This window comes from Listeria farberi (genome assembly GCF_014229245.1).
Taxonomy (GTDB): domain Bacteria; phylum Bacillota; class Bacilli; order Lactobacillales; family Listeriaceae; genus Listeria; species Listeria farberi.
This window is the reverse complement of record NZ_JAARZJ010000004.1, coordinates 16,085-34,200: the sequence shown is the minus strand read 5'-3', so window position 1 is coordinate 34,200 and position 18,116 is coordinate 16,085. Positions and strand designations below refer to the sequence as shown.

Annotated in this window: 10 protein-coding genes; 8 read left to right on the top strand and 2 right to left on the bottom strand. The window is 34.0% G+C overall.

The window, feature by feature from the left end:
- Positions 1–176: 176 nt before the first annotated feature.
- From HCB45_RS04490 to tagH, 4 genes are all read left to right on the top strand, one after another.
- The gene (locus HCB45_RS04490) at positions 177–3,617 is read left to right on the top strand and encodes a pyruvate carboxylase (protein ID WP_185318462.1); all 3,441 of its coding nucleotides are present in this window, start codon (positions 177–179) and stop codon (positions 3,615–3,617) included.
- Positions 3,618–3,767: 150 nt separating this feature from the next.
- On the top strand, positions 3,768–4,661 hold the full coding sequence (locus tag HCB45_RS04485) for an ABC transporter substrate-binding protein (protein ID WP_185318463.1): 894 nt from the start codon (positions 3,768–3,770) through the stop codon (positions 4,659–4,661).
- Positions 4,662–4,942: 281 nt separating this feature from the next.
- Positions 4,943–5,746 (top strand): ABC transporter permease, encoded by an 804-nt coding sequence (locus HCB45_RS04480; RefSeq protein WP_003766380.1) that lies wholly within the window; start codon positions 4,943–4,945, stop codon positions 5,744–5,746.
- A gap of 12 nt (positions 5,747–5,758) precedes the next feature.
- Complete coding sequence (tagH, locus tag HCB45_RS04475; RefSeq protein ID WP_185318465.1) at positions 5,759–6,769, top strand: teichoic acids export ABC transporter ATP-binding subunit TagH; 1,011 nt, start codon at positions 5,759–5,761, stop codon at positions 6,767–6,769.
- A 43-nt stretch (positions 6,770–6,812) separates the two neighbouring features.
- Here the strand turns inward: tagH and HCB45_RS04470 are convergent, their stop codons facing one another.
- Positions 6,813–8,843: a DUF6270 domain-containing protein gene (locus HCB45_RS04470; protein ID WP_185619008.1), complete on the bottom strand. Its 2,031-nt coding sequence runs from the start codon at positions 8,841–8,843 to the stop codon at positions 6,813–6,815.
- A gap of 573 nt (positions 8,844–9,416) precedes the next feature.
- Between HCB45_RS04470 and HCB45_RS04465 the strand changes: the two genes are divergently transcribed.
- The 3 genes from HCB45_RS04465 to HCB45_RS04455 all read left to right on the top strand — a co-directional run bounded on the left by HCB45_RS04465 (position 9,417) and on the right by HCB45_RS04455 (position 14,585).
- Positions 9,417–11,648 carry an SH3 domain-containing protein gene (locus HCB45_RS04465; protein WP_185318467.1) on the top strand — a complete coding sequence of 744 codons (2,232 nt, stop codon included), beginning with the start codon at positions 9,417–9,419 and terminating at the stop codon, positions 11,646–11,648.
- Positions 11,649–11,773: 125 nt separating this feature from the next.
- Positions 11,774–13,627 carry a DUF6020 family protein gene (locus HCB45_RS04460; RefSeq protein WP_185318468.1) on the top strand — a complete coding sequence of 618 codons (1,854 nt, stop codon included), beginning with the start codon at positions 11,774–11,776 and terminating at the stop codon, positions 13,625–13,627.
- Positions 13,628–13,637: 10 nt separating this feature from the next.
- Positions 13,638–14,585: a glycosyltransferase family 2 protein gene (locus HCB45_RS04455; RefSeq protein ID WP_003771326.1), complete on the top strand. Its 948-nt coding sequence runs from the start codon at positions 13,638–13,640 to the stop codon at positions 14,583–14,585.
- Between the two features lie 49 nt (positions 14,586–14,634).
- On the opposite strand, the gene galU is transcribed toward HCB45_RS04455, so the two are convergent.
- The gene (gene galU / locus HCB45_RS04450) at positions 14,635–15,525 is read right to left on the bottom strand and encodes a UTP--glucose-1-phosphate uridylyltransferase GalU (protein WP_185318469.1); all 891 of its coding nucleotides are present in this window, start codon (positions 15,523–15,525) and stop codon (positions 14,635–14,637) included.
- A 175-nt stretch (positions 15,526–15,700) separates the two neighbouring features.
- Here galU and HCB45_RS04445 point away from each other — a divergent pair, with 175 nt between their 5' ends.
- Complete coding sequence (locus HCB45_RS04445; protein WP_185619006.1) at positions 15,701–18,052, top strand: bifunctional glycosyltransferase/CDP-glycerol:glycerophosphate glycerophosphotransferase; 2,352 nt, start codon at positions 15,701–15,703, stop codon at positions 18,050–18,052.
- The last annotated feature ends 64 nt before the right edge of the window (positions 18,053–18,116 follow it).

Here is an 18,116-nt window from a genome sequence, read left to right as displayed (position 1 = left end):
TTTTAAATATTTAGAAAGAAAATAATTTACATCTGATGGTATTTAATACTATAATTGAAGTTATATACCGTTTTACAGCCTAAAAAAGGGAGAGCTTAAAAGTGTACATAATCATTTTGTCCATTTAGGCAACGTATCAAGTATAGAACAGATCAGTGTTGGTTAGGAGGAAAAAAATGAATCGAATTAAAAAAGTATTAGTAGCAAACCGTGGAGAAATTGCTATCCGCGTTATGCGTGCATGTACTGAACTCAAAATCAAAACAGTGGCTATTTATTCACAAGAAGATACCGGAAGTTTTCACCGGTATAAATCAGATGAAGCCTATCTGGTTGGAGCAGGGAAAAAGCCTATTGATGCGTATCTAGATATCGAAAACATCATTGAAATTGCTAAAGAATCTGGTGCAGACGCGATTCATCCGGGATATGGTTTCTTGTCCGAAAACATTGAATTTGCTCGTCGTTGTGAGCAAGAAGGCATTATTTTCGTTGGTCCTAAATCAAAACACCTAGATATGTTTGGCGATAAAATAAAAGCAAAAGAACAAGCTCTATTAGCTGATATTCCAGTAATTCCAGGCAGTGATGGCCCAGTAGCTGGCATTAAAGAAGTAGAAGAGTTCGGTGAAAAGAACGGCTATCCATTAATGATTAAAGCTTCTCTTGGAGGCGGCGGTCGTGGCATGCGTGTCGTTGAATCGAAAGAACATGTGAAAGAAAGTTTTGAGCGTGCGTCTTCTGAAGCAAAAGCCGCTTTCGGAAACGATGAAGTATACGTAGAAAAATGTGTGATGAATCCAAAACATATTGAAGTACAAATCCTTGGTGACACTCACGGTAATATCGTTCACTTATTTGAACGTGATTGTTCCATTCAACGTCGTCATCAAAAAGTAGTAGAAGTTGCTCCGTGTAATGCGATTACTTCTGAACTTCGTAATCGTATTTGTGACGCAGCAGTTAAATTAATGAAGAATGTTGATTATATCAATGCAGGAACAGTAGAATTTCTAGTTGAAGGCGATAATTTTTACTTTATTGAAGTAAATCCTCGTGTACAAGTAGAGCATACAATTACGGAAATGATTACTGGGATTGATATAGTTCAATCGCAATTATTCATTGCAGACGGATATGCGCTTCATGATCAACTAGTGGCTATTCCTAAACAAGAAGACATCCATATTCACGGCTCTGCAATTCAAAGCCGTATCACAACAGAAGATCCGCTTAATAATTTTATGCCAGATACGGGCCGAGTAGACACATATCGTTCTACGGGTGGATTTGGTGTTCGTTTGGATGCCGGTAATGGTTTCCAAGGAACAGTTGTAACACCGTTTTATGATTCTTTACTTGTAAAACTATGTACTTGGGGCATGACTTTTGAGCAAGCTACCCGCAAAATGCGCCGCAACTTGATTGAATTCCGTATCCGCGGTGTGAAAACAAATATTCCTTTCTTATTAAATGTTGTTCGTCATCCGGATTTTGCAAGTGGTAATTATAATACAAGCTTTATTGATACGACGCCTGAACTATTTAAATTTCCACATATTCGCGACCGTGGTACGAAAACATTACGCTATATTGGTAATGTAACGGTAAATGGCTTCCCAGGAATTAAGCATCGTGACAAACCTGTGTACACAGAGCCGCGTTTACCTAAAATTCCTTATGGCTCACAAATTGCACCAGGAACGAAACAAATTCTGGATGCAAAAGGTCCTGAAGGCGTTGTAGACTGGGTGAAAAAACAAGAAGAGGTACTTTTAACAGACACTACACTTCGGGATGCACACCAATCTTTACTTGCGACACGTGTTCGATCAAAAGATATTTTCCAAATAGCAGATGCGATGGCTCACTTATTACCGAATATGTTCTCATTTGAAATGTGGGGTGGGGCAACTTTTGATGTAGCATATCGCTTCTTAAATGAAGATCCTTGGGTGCGCTTGGAAACACTTAGAAAACAAATTCCAAATGTGATGTTCCAAATGCTACTTCGCGGAGCTAATGCTGTTGGATATAAAAACTATCCAGACAATGTTATTCGCGAATTCGTTAAGCAGTCAGCGCAATCTGGTGTGGATGTATTCAGGGTGTTTGATAGCTTAAACTGGATTAAAGGTATGGAAGTGTCAATTGATGCTGTTCGTGAAGCAGGGAAAGTCGTAGAGGCTACAATCTGCTATACAGGAGATATTGATGATGACTCAAGAACGAAATATACAATTGATTACTATAAAGATATGGCGAAAGAGCTAGTTGCTCAAGGTACGCATATTTTAGGAATTAAAGATATGGCTGGGCTTTTAAAACCACAAGCGGCTTATCGTTTAATTAGTGAACTAAAAGATACAGTAGATGTGCCAATCCATCTTCATACGCATGACACAAGCGGTAATGGTATTTATACGTATGCAGCGGCAGTCAGTGCAGGAGTCGACATTGTTGATGTAGCATCAAGTGCGATGAGTGGGGCGACAAGCCAACCAAGTATGACAGGTCTTTATTATGGATTAGTTAATGGTAATCGCCAAACTAACCTAGATGCACAAAACTCCCAAATTCTTAATCATTACTGGGAAGATGTTCGTCATTATTATAAAGACTTTGACAACGCACTTAATTCGCCTCAAACAGAAGTATATATTCATGAAATGCCAGGTGGTCAATATACTAACCTTCAACAACAAGCAATTGCTGTCGGACTTGGCGATCGTTGGGATGAAGTAAAAGAAATGTATACTGTTGTAAACCAAATGTTTGGAGACATCGTTAAAGTGACACCATCTTCTAAAGTTGTTGGAGACTTAGCACTATTTATGGTTCAAAACGAACTTTCAGAAGAAGATGTCTACGAAAAAGGCGATACTATTGATTTCCCAGATTCCGTTATCGAATTCTTTATGGGAGAAATTGGTCAACCATATGGCGGCTTCCCAGAAAAACTTCAAAAACTAGTACTCAAAGGACGCACACCTCTTGCGGATCGTCCCGGAGCTTTAATGGAACCAGTTAACTTTGCAGAAGTCAAAGTGGAACTTAAAGAAAAAATGGGCTATGAACCATCTGAAAAAGATGTTATTTCCTATATTTTATATCCAAAAGTATTCCTAGATTATCAAGAGATGATAAGTAAATATGGTGATGTAACAGTCCTTGATACACCAACATTTTACAAAGGTATGCGCTTAGGTGAAACGATTGAAGTAGAACTTGAAAAAGGAAAAATCCTTCTTATCAAGCTTAATTCTATCGGTGAACCAATTGCGGATGGAACACGTGTCATTTATTTCGAACTAAATGGTCAACCACGTGAAATCAACATCCAAGATATGAATGTTCAATCAACAGTTATTGCCCGCCGTAAAATTGATACAACAAACCCTGAACATGTTGGAGCTACAATGACAGGTTCCGTTATCCAAGTTGTTGTGAAAAAAGGCGATTCTGTGAAAAAAGGTGATCCATTATTAATCACAGAAGCAATGAAAATGGAAACAACCATTCAAGCGCCATTCGATGGAGAAGTTAGTAGCATTTATGTTTCTGACGGTGATACAATCGAATCTGGTGATTTATTAATTGAAGTAAACAGAATTTAAAAAACATAAATGACTAACGGGTGGGAATATAGCGCTAATTTAAAGTAACAACTTTAAATATCGAGATTTTAAACGTAGTAAACAGACGTTTTTTCGAATCCATAGCGCTATATTTCACACCCGTTTTTTCTAAAAAAGGAGAACATACATATGAAATGGTTCAAAGGAATTGCCGTAGTTTTATTACTTGCGATTTTAACTGCATGCGGGAATACGGAAACAAAAGCACCTACAGAAAAAACAGAAAAAATTGAAGTAACAGATGCTACTAAAGAAAAAATCACTTTAAAAGAAACTCCAGAAAAAATCGTTTCATTGATACCAAGCAACACAGAAATTTTGTTTGCTTTAGACTTGGGAGATAAAGTAAAAGGTGTTTCTGCGTACGATGATTATCCGAAAGAAGCCCAAAAAATTGAGAAAGTTACTTCAACTACTGTAGACACAGAAAAAATCATCGCACTTAAACCAGATTTAGTGCTCGGTCATGAATCTATGCTTGCTACTGAGAAAGATGCTTACCAATTATTAAAAGAAGCAGGTATTAATGTATTTGTTGTTCCAGATGCGACTAATCTAAAAGAAGTCGAAAATTCCATTCAAACAATTGGTAAGTTAACTGGGAAAGAGAAACAAGCTAAAAGTGTAACAGCATCTATGGAAAAACAAAAAGCAACTATTGAAAAAAAAGCCAAAGAACTAAAAACATCTCCAAAAGTGTGGATTGAAATTAGCCCAGACTTATACACGGCAGGTAAAGGAACATTTATGAATGAAATGCTTGAACTCGCTGGTGGGAAAAATATTGTTACCGAATCAGGCTTTATTCCATATAATGAAGAGAAAGTTGTCGAATTAAAACCAGATATGATTTTATCAGTTTATCCAGATGCAAAAGCAACTATTTTAAAACGTGATGCTTGGAAAGATCTTCCAGCTGTAAAAAATGAGCAAATTTTTGAAATGGATGCGAATAAATTAAGTCGTCCTGGACCAAGGTTATTAGAAGGTGCAGCAGATATTCAGGCAGTTTTGGAAAACTAATTCTTTGATAATGACAGAAGAAGCTTTACAAAAAACGACTTTTAAGGTAATTTAACATAGGGTGGATTTTTTACTAATGCTTATGAGTAAAGTGATTCACCTAATAAAGAAAGCAATTTACACTTAGAAGATCATGCATAAACCGCAAGAATACGGCAACTTAGACGACAAATAATACAAGCAAAGTGTACTTGGTTTTAAGTGGAGGAGTTGCCTATAAGTAAATAGTGAGCTGAATCTGGTTTTTAAAACCATATTATTTTTCGGGAAGAAGTGTTTTTGTGAAACAAGTTATGGAAGTCATTAAAGAACAAATTAAAAATTTACCAATGATATTTCGCATTGCGCGCTATGAAGATAAGGCTACATACCAAAGCCACTATCTAGGACTAGCTTGGCAAATTTTAAATCCATTAATCCAAATCGCTATTTATTATTTTGTGTTTGGGTTCGCAATGAATGCAAAATCTGGTTCTGGAGCAAGTTACATTGAATGGATGCTTGCTGGTATCATTCCGTGGTTCTTCATTAGCGCAGTAATTTTACAAGGTGCGAATAGTATTTACAATAAAATAAATATGGTTTCAAAAATGAATTTTCCAATGAGTATCCTACCGAATATAACGATTGTTTCTAATTTAACAAGTTATTTTACGATGATGCTGATTTTATTAGGATTGTTTGCAATTAACGGAACACCTATTACCATTTTTTGGGGACAATATTTGTATTATTTTGTAGCGATGATTGCTTTTCTGTATAGTGTTACATTATTTAATGCAACAATCAGTGTATTGGTAAGAGACTATTATATTATGTTGCAATCCGTTATGCGTGTACTTTTTTACATGTCTGGTATTGTTTGGAATTTAGAGACAATGTTACCGCAGTGGTTGGTAAATGTCTTAAAACTAAATCCAATTTATTATGTTGTTAACGGATTTAGAGAAACATTCTTAATGCACCGTGGATTTTGGGAATCACCGTCATACACGATGTATTTTTGGTTAATCACTCTGACATTACTATTTGTCGGTGCGACACTACACATGAAATTCCGCGAGCGCTTCGTGGATTATTTATAGGAGGTTAGACAGATGGATAAAAAAATTAAAGTTGCATTTAAACATGTGTCGAAAGAATATGACCTCTATCAAAATAAATCAGATAAGATTAAAGGCTTGTTTATGCCGAAAAGTCAAAAAATGCAATCCTTTTGGGCGTTACGAGATGTTTCTTTTGATATTCATGATGGTGAAACAGTTGGTTTAATCGGGATTAATGGTTCTGGTAAATCAACAATATCTAGTATTATGTCAGGTGTTATCCCTCCAACACAAGGTGAAGTCGTTATTAATGGAGAAACTTCTTTAATTGCCATTGCGGTAGGGCTAAAAGGTCCCTTGACAGGCTATGAGAACATCCGCTTAAAATTACTTATGCATGGCATGAAAAGTTCCCAAATTAACAAGCTAATGCCTAGTATTATTGAATTTGCTGATATTGGTGATTTCATTAATCAACCAATCAAAAATTATTCAAGTGGTATGCGGTCACGTTTAGGTTTTGCAATATCCGTGCATACAAATCCTGATATTTTGGTTATTGATGAAGCTTTATCAGTAGGGGACCAAACTTTTTATGAAAAATGTGTTAATAAAATAAATGAATTTAAAGCACGTGGAAAAACTATCGTATTTGTCAGTCACTCGCTTGGACAAGTTAAAAGTTTGTGTGACAGAATCATCTGGATGCATCACGGTGAAATTCGTGAAATGGGTGAAGCGAAAGAAGTTGCTCAGAAATATGATGAATTTGTAAAATGGTTTAACAAACAACCAAATGACTACAAGAAAAAATATCAAAAAGAACATAAAGAGCATCAAAAAGCTCCTCAGAAAAAGGTTTACCCAAATCCAAACGCAGATAAATATCGTTTAACACTATTTGATAAATGCTTTTTAACAGTATTAATAGTACTTACTGTGTTATTTGCTTCACTCGTTGCAACTGGTAAATCCTTTAAAGGACTGATTAGCGAAGGTTCTAATCATCAAGAAGAACAAGTGGTTTATATAGATAAGAACCATATAGAAAGCAAATTATAATGAAAATCCCCGCTTACGGTACTTCGTAGGCGGGGATTTTCATTTAATTATTTGATTTTCTTTTTTCTCGTTCAGTAATATAAATCATTTCTCGCATGAAATCTTTGTAGTAACCAGATTCATAGTGAGAGAATGAATGCCCAAATGGATAATAGTAATCTCCTATATATGGTTTTTTAGTAAAGTCAATAACTTGTGCTGTAGGTACTTTAGATAGGAAGTAGTTATTTAAACGATCCCAGAAATAATTGTTGCGTTCGATACGCATTTTAATTTTGTATTCTTGAACCGCACCGTTCTTATCATAATACTTACTTGTAAATCCGCCTTTATTTAAAATAATTCTTTCAGCTGGAAGTACAGTTAATAGTTTTTCAATAAACGCATCTGCATAGCTTGTCCATTCTTGGAAGAAGGCGTCATTATCAGAGTGATCAAGTAGTCGTTTAATTGGTAAATCATTAAGAATACCTGTCTGCTCGCTTATATATGATAAGCTAAGAATTTCCCCACTTTCTAACCAAATTGGGCCACGTAAAACATCTGCATACAAATCTATTAGTAGATAATCAGACTTAGAATTCTCTAGATTTTCAAAGAAGCCTTTATCAAAATCTGCTTGAAGCGTTCTTCGCTCGTTATCTGTCATATTGCCGTAGTCATCAATATTTATTCCTGTATAAGGTTTCGATAAAACACTAAAAAGGGATGTGTGGGACTGTGTAAATGTGACTTCAAAAAAGCGTTTGTAATCCGGATTGAAGAAAGGTTTGGAATTAAAAGCATTTCTACTAAAACAAGAGCCCATCACAGCTATTTTTAGTGGATTAGCATTTGATTCAGGAGCAGGATTGGTATTAATAGAAAGATTTTTTGCTCCGTTTTTAATAATTTTAGCTAGAAAAGGCTGGTTAGATACATTATGGAATTTATTTTTCGATAAATCAACTGTATCGGGAATGAAAATCGGTAAATCGGGTTGATCAGTGGACCGGATAAAGAAGTCCCAAATACCATTTTCTTTATTAACATTGCCTGATAAAAATTCATGTCTTGAAATAGTTGTAGCTGATTTTAGTAATCCTTTCTTTATAGGAAATTCTTGTTCTATATAATATTCAAATAACTTTGCCTTATTATCTCTTCGTTTAATGACTAATTTGCTATCAATGAAGTTTTTAGGGATCGAGAACTGAAGATCAATTTTATTAGCATCTTCTTGAAAAGCAGTAAGGCTAACTATTTCTTGATAATTCTTTTTAAAGTAGAAAGATAAACGATTAGATCCGGTAACATAAGTGTTTATTTTGCTATACTTCGGATGACTAAGCTCTACCTCTCTTGGAATAATGTTTTTGATAGAATTATCAATATTCAAGTAGAAATCATGTTGTTTATTTATAGAGAGCGAATTTAGTCGAATAAAAGTATCCACAACATTATTTGAATCAACGAGTAGATTTGATGAAAGTGCTTGCAATTTTACTTGAAAATTTATTTTGTCCGTTTTTATAGTACCGATTTGGAAAGCTTCTTCTTGTTCATGAAACAGATAAAGAGCTGAATAGGGACGACGTTTTATTACTATTTCAGCTGAATATGTATCTGGTTCAATAGGTATATTTAATTTAATTGCTCCAGATAAAGTATCGGGTGTTATGGCAAAATCTATAAGTGTAGCAGTAATGTCTTTTGGTTTACTAAACAAGGTAACTAGGCCTTCTGGAAATTCAAATACATATTGATAGAAAGCATTTTTAGGGGTAACTTCTTTATTTGTTACTGGTCCATCAGATTCAAGTGGATACTTTTTACCACCACTAATTATCCGGAAATTCCATGGAGTTTTATTGTTTGTAATAGAATTTTCTGCTATTTCGGACATTGGGATAGTTGCAGTAAAGTTTTTACCATTTGTTTCAAAAGATAGATTTATTTTCTTTTCAGGGCGAAGGAATTCGAACATTTCGGTATAGTGCGCTTGCACTTCTTCAATTTTAACTGCGCACGTTCCGGAAATAGTCCATGTTTGAGTCTCTTGTTGGAATTCAATATTATTTAAATAGGGTTTCATATAGTTCCATTCTCCTTGCAAGTATTTAGTTTCATATTATTATATTTTAGCATAAAAATTTAATTACCACCAAAAAATCAAATGAAAATTTTTGTAGTTGAGCTTTAAATAAAAAACACATTGAGGTACGTTTATATTTTAAGTGACAAAATCAATGGGATCTTGTTAAAGAACTTTTCTCTTAATGGAAATTGTTTACTTTTTAAGTAAAATCTTCCTTTTTTTGCGTGTCAATAGGCACATAGACCTTTTGGCTTGAATTTAATTGATTTTTGTAACAAATATGTAACGCATAGAGGCTTAAAATTTGGTAGAATATAGACTAGTATTAAATTGTAAGGGAGGGTAAAGAAACTGGGGGTTATTTAAAAAAGGACAATTTTTAAGGAGCCACTGAAAAAGTTGTCTGAATTTAAAATCCAGCTTGATGTATGCATTATCTAAAGCAAGTCTACTATAAATAGATTGGTTTTAAAGATATTAAATAATTTATACTATCTAAAAAAATAGTATACGAAAGAGTGGTTGATTAGAATAAAAATAAAAAAGTTAATTTGTAAGTTGTTACTTATTATGCTTTTAGGGACAGTACTATTTCCCACTGTAAAAGCATACGCAGCCTCAGAATCCTTATATTATTATGCAATTAATGATATAAACTTACGCTCTCAAAGGGACTTTTCAAGTAGTGTGGTTACAACCATACCTAAAAATGAAGAAGTGAAAGTAAAGCCTCGCTCTGAAGACAATAATGGATGGGTTGAAATTTCTTATAAAAGTTATACTGGCTACATGAAAATTAATTATTTAACCATGTTAAATCCATTACGTAGCTACGGAGAATATTATGCACCAAGTATGATAAACCTCCGTGTAGACCGGAGTTTTGATTCTGCAACCTTACTTGTAATTCCTACGAATGAAAAGTTTTATGTGGAAGATAATTCTAAAGATAGCGATGGTTGGGTGCGAATTGTTTATGAAGGAAACGTTGGTTATATGAAAGAAGGTTATCTTTCTGTAACTAATCCAACATTGGACTATATTAAGTATTATGCCCCGGGCGCAATCAACGTGAGAGAATCACGCACATTTGATTCTTCGGTCGTAACGACAATACCAGTAAATCAACAGTTTTATATGGAACAAGGCTCCGTTGATTCAAGTGGTTGGGCAAAAATTTTGTATCAAGGTAAAGTTGGATATATGAAGACGAATTATTTTTCTCTGACAGATCCAACAAAAACATATGGTACTTACTATGCACCGAATCTTGTAAACCTTCGTGCAGGTAGAAGCTTTGATACGGCTATAGTAACTTCCATTCCGCAGAACCAAGAAATGTATGTAGAAGATGGTTCGATGGATAATAACGGTTGGGTAAAAATAATCACAAATACTGGTGAAACTGGATTTATGAGAGAGTCATATTTATCTACTTATGATCCGACAAAAATCTATTTTGAAAACTATGCTATTAGTGATTTAAATATCCGTAGTAGCCGTAGTTACGATTCTGAGATAATTGTTCAAGCGCCTAAAAATGCTAAAGTTTATGTAGAACAGAATTCGACTGATGCAAACGGTTGGATGAAAGTAGCATATAATGGTAGAGTGGGCTATATGAAATCTGCCTATATTACTGCTAAAACGCCCAATGCTAAATATAGTGTTAAATATGCTACTGGAAATATAAACTTAAGACAAGCACGTACTTATGATAGTACAACTGTTACCGTAATTCCAGAAAGCGCTAAAGTAGAGATGGAAGTAGGTAGTATTGATAACAATAATTGGGCTAAATTTGTTTATGGTAACTCTGTTGGGTACATGAACATTGGGTACTTTAGCGATACGCCATATCAACCAATTAAGAAGACATACAAACAAACGAACTATCCTATTACATTTGCAACTGCTTTATCAAAAATTATGGCAGACGTTCCACAAACGGATAAAAAGCCGGCTAACTCTTATATTAATGTAGAAGCAATTAAAAAAACTACAGGCACAAATAAAGGTGTTGCTATCGATGCTACTGGACAAGTTAGAAGTACTGCTAGTAAAACTGGTTTTGTGCAAGGAAAGCTGAAAAGTGGAGAAGAAATTACTATTTTAAGTACTGTAACAGCAGCAGATGGAAGTAAATGGTATAAGTTTACATTTAACCGTCAATGGTTTAATGCAACACAAGTTGATACTTCCTATTATTTAAATCCAAGTAATTTTGAAAAGAATACAGCAGCATATTTACAATTTTTAGTGCTGTCTAAACCAGCGAACGTCGATATAAATGAAGTAAATAAAAATATTCTCGCTGGAAAGGGAATATTGGCAAATAAAGCAAGTAGCTTCAATAAAGCAGCACAAACTTCCAATATTAATGAGATTTATTTAATATCCCACTCTATTTTGGAAACTGGTAATGGTTCATCTAAGCTTGCTAATGGAATTACTGTTAGTGTAGTAGGTGGTAAGCCAGTTACACCGAAAAAAGTTTATAACATGTATGGGATTGGAGCTATCGATAGTGATCCTTTACGAGGTGGGTCTGAATACGCTTATAAACAAGGATGGGATACTCCTGAAAAAGCTATCATTGGCGGTGCTGATTTTGTCGCAAAAAATTATATTGCCAAAGGTCAAGATACACTGTATAAAATGAGATACAATCCTGCTAATCCAGGAAGTCACATGTATGCAACAGATATTGGATGGGCTTATAAACAAACATCAGGTATGCAAAAACTATACAACCAGTTGTCGAGTTACAATCAAGAGTTTGATATTCCGAAATATAAATAAATAAATTTAAAGCGAGTCTTTACGTCTTTTGCGTAGGGACTCGCTTTAAATTGTCATTGCGTAACTATCTTTTTTTTGCTATATTTAACAATAGTAATGTTTTATATAGGGAGTGGAGAAGAAGCGTGTTAAATAAAAAAAGAGTTGTAGTTGGAGTCTTGTTATTACTACTCAGTTTGCTTACTATTAGCTACTACTCAGAATCTTTTAAACTAACTTTAACTTGGTTATTGTTCGTAGTAGTATTAACAGTTCTTTATTTTAGACAAGTAAGGAATATTCACCTTCAATGGTCAATATTGATTACATCATTAGTAGTTAGTTTGTTTTGGATGGCTTCATCATATAATGGTGGACCATACGGCGGGAATTTTATTTTTAATAGTATTATTTTGTTAGGAACATTTTTTGTGATTGCTGCATTTGTTTTCCTTTTACTACTTGAAATGAAAACAGAATACAAAGTAAGACAAGAACGGAAACCAAAATGGACACTATTTGTCCTGTTCTCAAGTATTCCTTTTGTAGTCTGGATGATGTCATTCCTAGCTTATTATCCAGCAAAAATGACTTTTGATTCTTATTTCCAATGGGGGATGGCTCATGGAATTCGGCAATATAGTCAGTGGCATCCGCTTTTACATACCTTGTGGATAGAAACAACAAGTGCTATTTATAATTCGCCAGCCAGTTATATTTTCTCTCAAATCATCGTTGGTTCATTAATTGTAGGTTTTGCAATTTATACACTTGTAAAAATGGGGGCAAATATTTGGATCGGTGTTTGTATTTCTATCGGTTATGCTTTATATCCTGTAGCAATGATTTATTCTGCTACAGCATGGAAAGATTTCCCATTTGCTGCTTTTATTCTGCTTTTCACGGTGCTGATACTCAAAATAGTGCAGTCTAACGGTTTATGGTTAAAAAATTGGTGGCATTTTGCTGCTTTCGTTTTAGTTGCTTTTGTTTGCATAAACTTACGAAACAATGGAATTATGATAATAATTGTCTCGTTATTATGCTTACTTATTTTTATGAAGAATTATCGTCTAATTATAACCGGAGTAATTGTTGGTACTCTGGGATTGAACTTTTTATTTGGTCTTGTTATGACAAATGTCCTTCATGCCCAGCCCAATCCTTTAAACCAAGCATTAGCTATTCCTTCACAGCAAATTGGAGCTACTTTTTATAACAATGGTAATTTTACACCAGAATTAAAAGAGTATTTTACTTCCATCTTGCCCGAAGAAAACTGGAAAAAAGATTACAACCCATATACGGTAGATCCAATTAAACATGATGCTGAGTATAATTCATCTGTTATTGAGGATGATTTTGGACTATATATTAAGAACTGGTTTAAACTTTTGACATCTAATTTTGGAACTTACGTCGAAGCTTATTTAAATCAAGTCGCAGTTATTTGGCAGTTTTATTCTCCAGAAGATTATAAAGTATACTTTGATACACCAGCAGATATTCAAGAAATGAGATACGATGTCAAAGCTTTCGCGAAATTTTTCCCAGACGGTTTATCGGAAGAAGAGATAAACAAATTAGGTTATCAGGGCTATCAAGTAGAATATAAGAACGCGACCGGAAAAGAAGCTGTAAGTTACAGTGAATACAAGGAAAGAATTAAGGATTCTACAAATCCACTAATTTCCATATCTAAAGCACCTGGTATAAAGAAAATGACTGATAACATTTTTGTGAAAACAACAGAAGAATGGCAAAATTATCTATTAAAGGGAGCAATTCCATTAGTCTTACTTGTTATTGCGATTGCAGCTGTATGTATGCAGCGTCCGAAAAAGAAATTGCTTATATTTGCTCCGGTAGTGATGGCTATTATAACAATAGCGATTGCTATGCCGGCGACGGATTTTAGATATTGTTATAGCTTCGTCTTTACTGTACCGATAGTCTTTTTCGCAACTAAATTAAAAAATTATAAAGAAAATCAAATTTAAGGAGAGAATCATGGGAATTCTAAATGAAAAAGTAGCTGTACTCTTACCTTGCTATAACGAGGAGCTTACAATAGGCAAGGTAATTGATGATTTTAAGAAAGAGTTACCAAATGCAGATATTTACGTGTATGATAACAATTCTAAAGATAAAACTTTTGAAATAGCAAAAGAGCATGGCGCAATCGTTCGTAAAGAAATGCGCCAAGGTAAAGGAAATGTAGTTCGTTCGATGTTTGCGGATATTGATGCGGATTATTATCTAATGGTGGACGGGGATGATACGTATCCTGCAGAGTACTGCCATGAAATTCTAGAGGTTCTTCGTAACAAAGAAGCGAATATGGTCATTGGTGACCGTTTAAGTAATGGGACTTATACAGAAGAAAATAAAAGAAATTTCCATGACTTTGGTAATTCACTAGTGCGTAATACAATTAATCGTATTTTTAAAAGTAATTTAAGAGATATAATGACAGGTTATCGTGGGTTTGATCGTTATTTTGTTAAGACAATGCCTGTTTTAAGTCCTGGTTTTGAAATTGAAACTGAAATGAGTATCCACGCGCTAGAAAATCGTTTTCTAGTGAAAGAAATTGAAATTGATTATCGTGATCGTCCAGAAGGTAGTGAATCTAAATTAAATACTTTTTCAGATGGTTTCAAAGTAATTATGACTATTGTAAGATTATTTAAAAATAGTCGTCCATTCTTATTTTTCAATTTGCTAGCGTCTTTATTTGTTCTTGTAGGAATTCTTGTTGGCTTGCCAGTTATAATACAATTCGCTCAAATTGGCTTAGTTCTTAAATTCCCAAGTGCATTACTTGCAACAGGTTTAATTTTAATGGGAATATTGTTCTTCATTTGCGGTTTGATTCTTGATACGATAGCGCATAGAAACAGACAAGTCTACTTTTTAGAGCTTGTTAAATATCGTGAAAGAAATCCGTTAAACTAATATAATTAGATAAAAAACGCATGGCTTTTACAGAAGCCATGCGTTTTTATTATTTATTTTTATCTTTTGCGTGAAGTTTAAGATAAAGCTCATCTACTAAATTAGCAACATCATCTTTTATTTCAGGATGTTTTAAAGCAAATTGCATTGTGGTTTTGATAAAACCAAATTTATCTCCAACATCATAACGCTCTCCTTCAAAATCATAAGCAAAAACTCGTTGGATTTCATTTAGGCTATTAATAGCATCAGTAAGTTGAACTTCACCACCAGCTCCAGGTTTTTGTGTTTCAAGGAAATCAAAAATTTGTGGAGTTAATAAATATCTTCCTAAAATAGCAAGATTAGATGGTGCTTCTTTAGGATTAGGTTTTTCTACGAAACCATTAACATTATATAGGTTTTTGCTGTATTCATCAATTGGATCAATAATACCATAACGGTAAGTTTCTTCGTGAGGTACAGTCTGAACGCCAATAATGGAACTATGTGTTTTTTCATATTGTTGGATTAATTGTTTAGCACATGGTGTTTTAGCTTGAACAATATCATCACCTAGCATGACGATAAACGGTTCATTACCAACAAATCCTCTTGCTTGAAGAATAGCATCTCCAAGACCTTTAGGCTTAGACTGACGGATAAAGTGAAGATTGATATTTGTTGTTTCTTCAATTAGATGAAGTAATTCTAATTTATTTTTCTCACGTAAATTAAGCTCAAGTTCAGGGACAGAATCGAAGTGGTCTTCAATAGCTCTTTTTCCTTTCCCTGTTACGATTAAAATGTCTTCAATACCAGATTCAACCGCTTCTTCTACTATATATTGAATAGTTGGCTTATCCACGATTGGTAATATTTCTTTAGGCATAGCTTTTGTGGCAGGAAGAAACCTAGTACCTAACCCCGCTGCTGGAATGACTGCTTTTTTTACTTTCATATGTACGCTCCTTTAAAATATATTGCTATAATAATGTTCATTATACGCCATTCATTGATCTTAATTCAAGCTGGACATTAAAAGGGGAGATTTTACTGTGTAATCTTGACATTTATGAGCAATTGTAATAGATTGAAGAAAGTAAATAAATAAAAAGTATAAAGGGAGATTAAGAATGCTCTATGAGATTATAAGAGAATCAAAATTAGCAGAACCTAAAGTATCTGCTATCGTTCCAGTCTACAATGTAATTAATTATATTGATGAAACTATTGAATCGTTATTAAACCAGACACTAAAAGACATTGAAATTATTTTAGTAGATGATGGGTCTTCAGATGGAAGCTTCGAAAAAATTGTGGATTACGGTGACCGTTTTGATAACATTTGCGTAGCTAAAGAACCTAATGCTGGTCCAGGCATGGCACGTAACAATGGTTTAAGCATTGCTAAAGGCAAATATATTAGTTTTGTGGACTCTGATGACATCCTCCCAGAAAGAGCGTTAGAAATCATGTACGAGGCTGCTGAGAAAGAGCAAGTAGGAGTAGTCACGGGGATTTCTGTTAGTTTTAATAGTAATCGTTCATGGTTTATTGGCGGGCACTATAACAAAGGCGTTTTTAAAAGCGGACGTAAAACACTTATTCAAAATCCGGAAATGCTTTATACATTAGGACCTTGTAATAAACTGTATCTTCGTGAAGTAGTACAAGATATTCGTTTTCCAGATTCAATCAAGGTGGCAGAAGATCATCCTTTTGTAATTGAAGCTTATTTAAAAGCTAAAAGTATTTATACCGTAGATGAAATTATTTATAACTATCGTGCGCGAGAAGATGAAGGAGATATTTCTTTATCACAAATAGTTACTTCGAATCCATATGTAAGTTTTAAAGATATTATTGCAAGTATAAAACTATCTGATGCTCTTTTGAAAGAGTATGTGACTAACCCAGTTGCACTTCAAAAAATCAGAGTGGACTACCATGACCGAATTATTGCAACGGATATTTGGCCTGCATATAAAGGTATTCTTTTGAACGGGGATGCGGAAACACAAATCAAAATGTTTGATGCTTTCCGTGCATTAATAGATTCAATGGATTTCCATTTGTTTAATAATCTAGGTGTTTTCCAAAGACTATTAACATTTGAAACTATTAATCGTTATACATTCATTAAAGAAAAAGCACGTCCCAGTTACTTAAGAGCGTTGAGATTAGCTTATGAAAAATTGGATCCAGGTTCGTTCAATAAATTATTGTCCTCCGATTTTCCAAAAGAAGTTCGTGCTGGTGAAAAAGCAGCCAAACGAAATTCAGTAAAACCTATTTATAATCGTCTTGTAGCACGTAAGCTAAAATCTACTATTTCGACTGGATTTGAAAAAGTAGTTGTTGGAAACTGGAAAAAACTAGTTGGATTATCTCGCAATTTTTATGCACGGAGAATTGCTTTTCCATTTTATAAATTAGCGAAAAAAGAACGTAAAATAATCTTTTTAACGAATAAGCATGATGTGTTGGCTGATTCATTTAAAGCAGTTTATGATGAAATTATTTTACAAAAGCCAGATTATAAAGTAGTAGGTTATTTGAAGCAACCGCAAAGAACTATTTTAGAACTTTTAAAAATGTATAAGGATATTGCAACTGCTGAGTATATCTTTTTAGATGATTATTATCGCCAAATTTATGGCTTAACTCTTCGTAAAGATTCTGAAGTTATTCAACTTTGGCATGCAGCTGGAGCATTTAAAAAGTTCGGTTTTAGTTCAATCGGTTATGCAGATAGTAATACAGAGAGCTTTGAACGAGATGCACATAAAAACTATTCAAAAGTAGTAGTTTCTTCCAGTGAAATTGTGCCATTTTATGCAGAAGCGTTTGATGTGGATGAAAAAAATGTATTGCCACTTGGCGTACCGCGTACTGATCGCTTTTTCAATGATGAATACAAAGCTTATATTAAAAACGTTTTTGAAGGAAAATATCCTGCTTTAAAAAATAAAAAAGTCATTACTTATGCGCCTACTTTCCGCGGGGGTCCTGGTGAACGCCAACAATTTGTTATGAATTTAAATATTCGTCGTTTAGCAGAACAACTAGGGGATGAGTATGTACTTGTTTTGAAAATGCATCCTTCTGTAGTTCGAGGCGTTGGTATTCCATTTGATTTACAAGAGTTTGCATTTAACATGAGTAATGAAGATATTAATGATGTCTTGATTAATACCGACATTTTAATTACTGATTATTCTTCAGTAGTGTTTGATTTCTCTATTATGGAAAAACCAGTGCTCTTTTATGCATACGATTTGGAGGGGTATTTAGGAGAACGTAATTTCTATTATAATTATGAAGAATTTGTTCCTGGTCCAATAGTACGTACAAATGAAGAAGTTATTGGAGCAATCAAAGCAAACGATTTTGACTTAGAAAAAGTCCGTGTGTTTAAAGAAAGATTTTTCGACGATTTAGACGGCAACTCTGCTAAACGAATTGTGAAAGAACTTATTAAGTAAGATTTACTTTTTGAAATATGATATAATTAACAATGTCAAAAAAACAGTTAAAGGAGATTAGAGG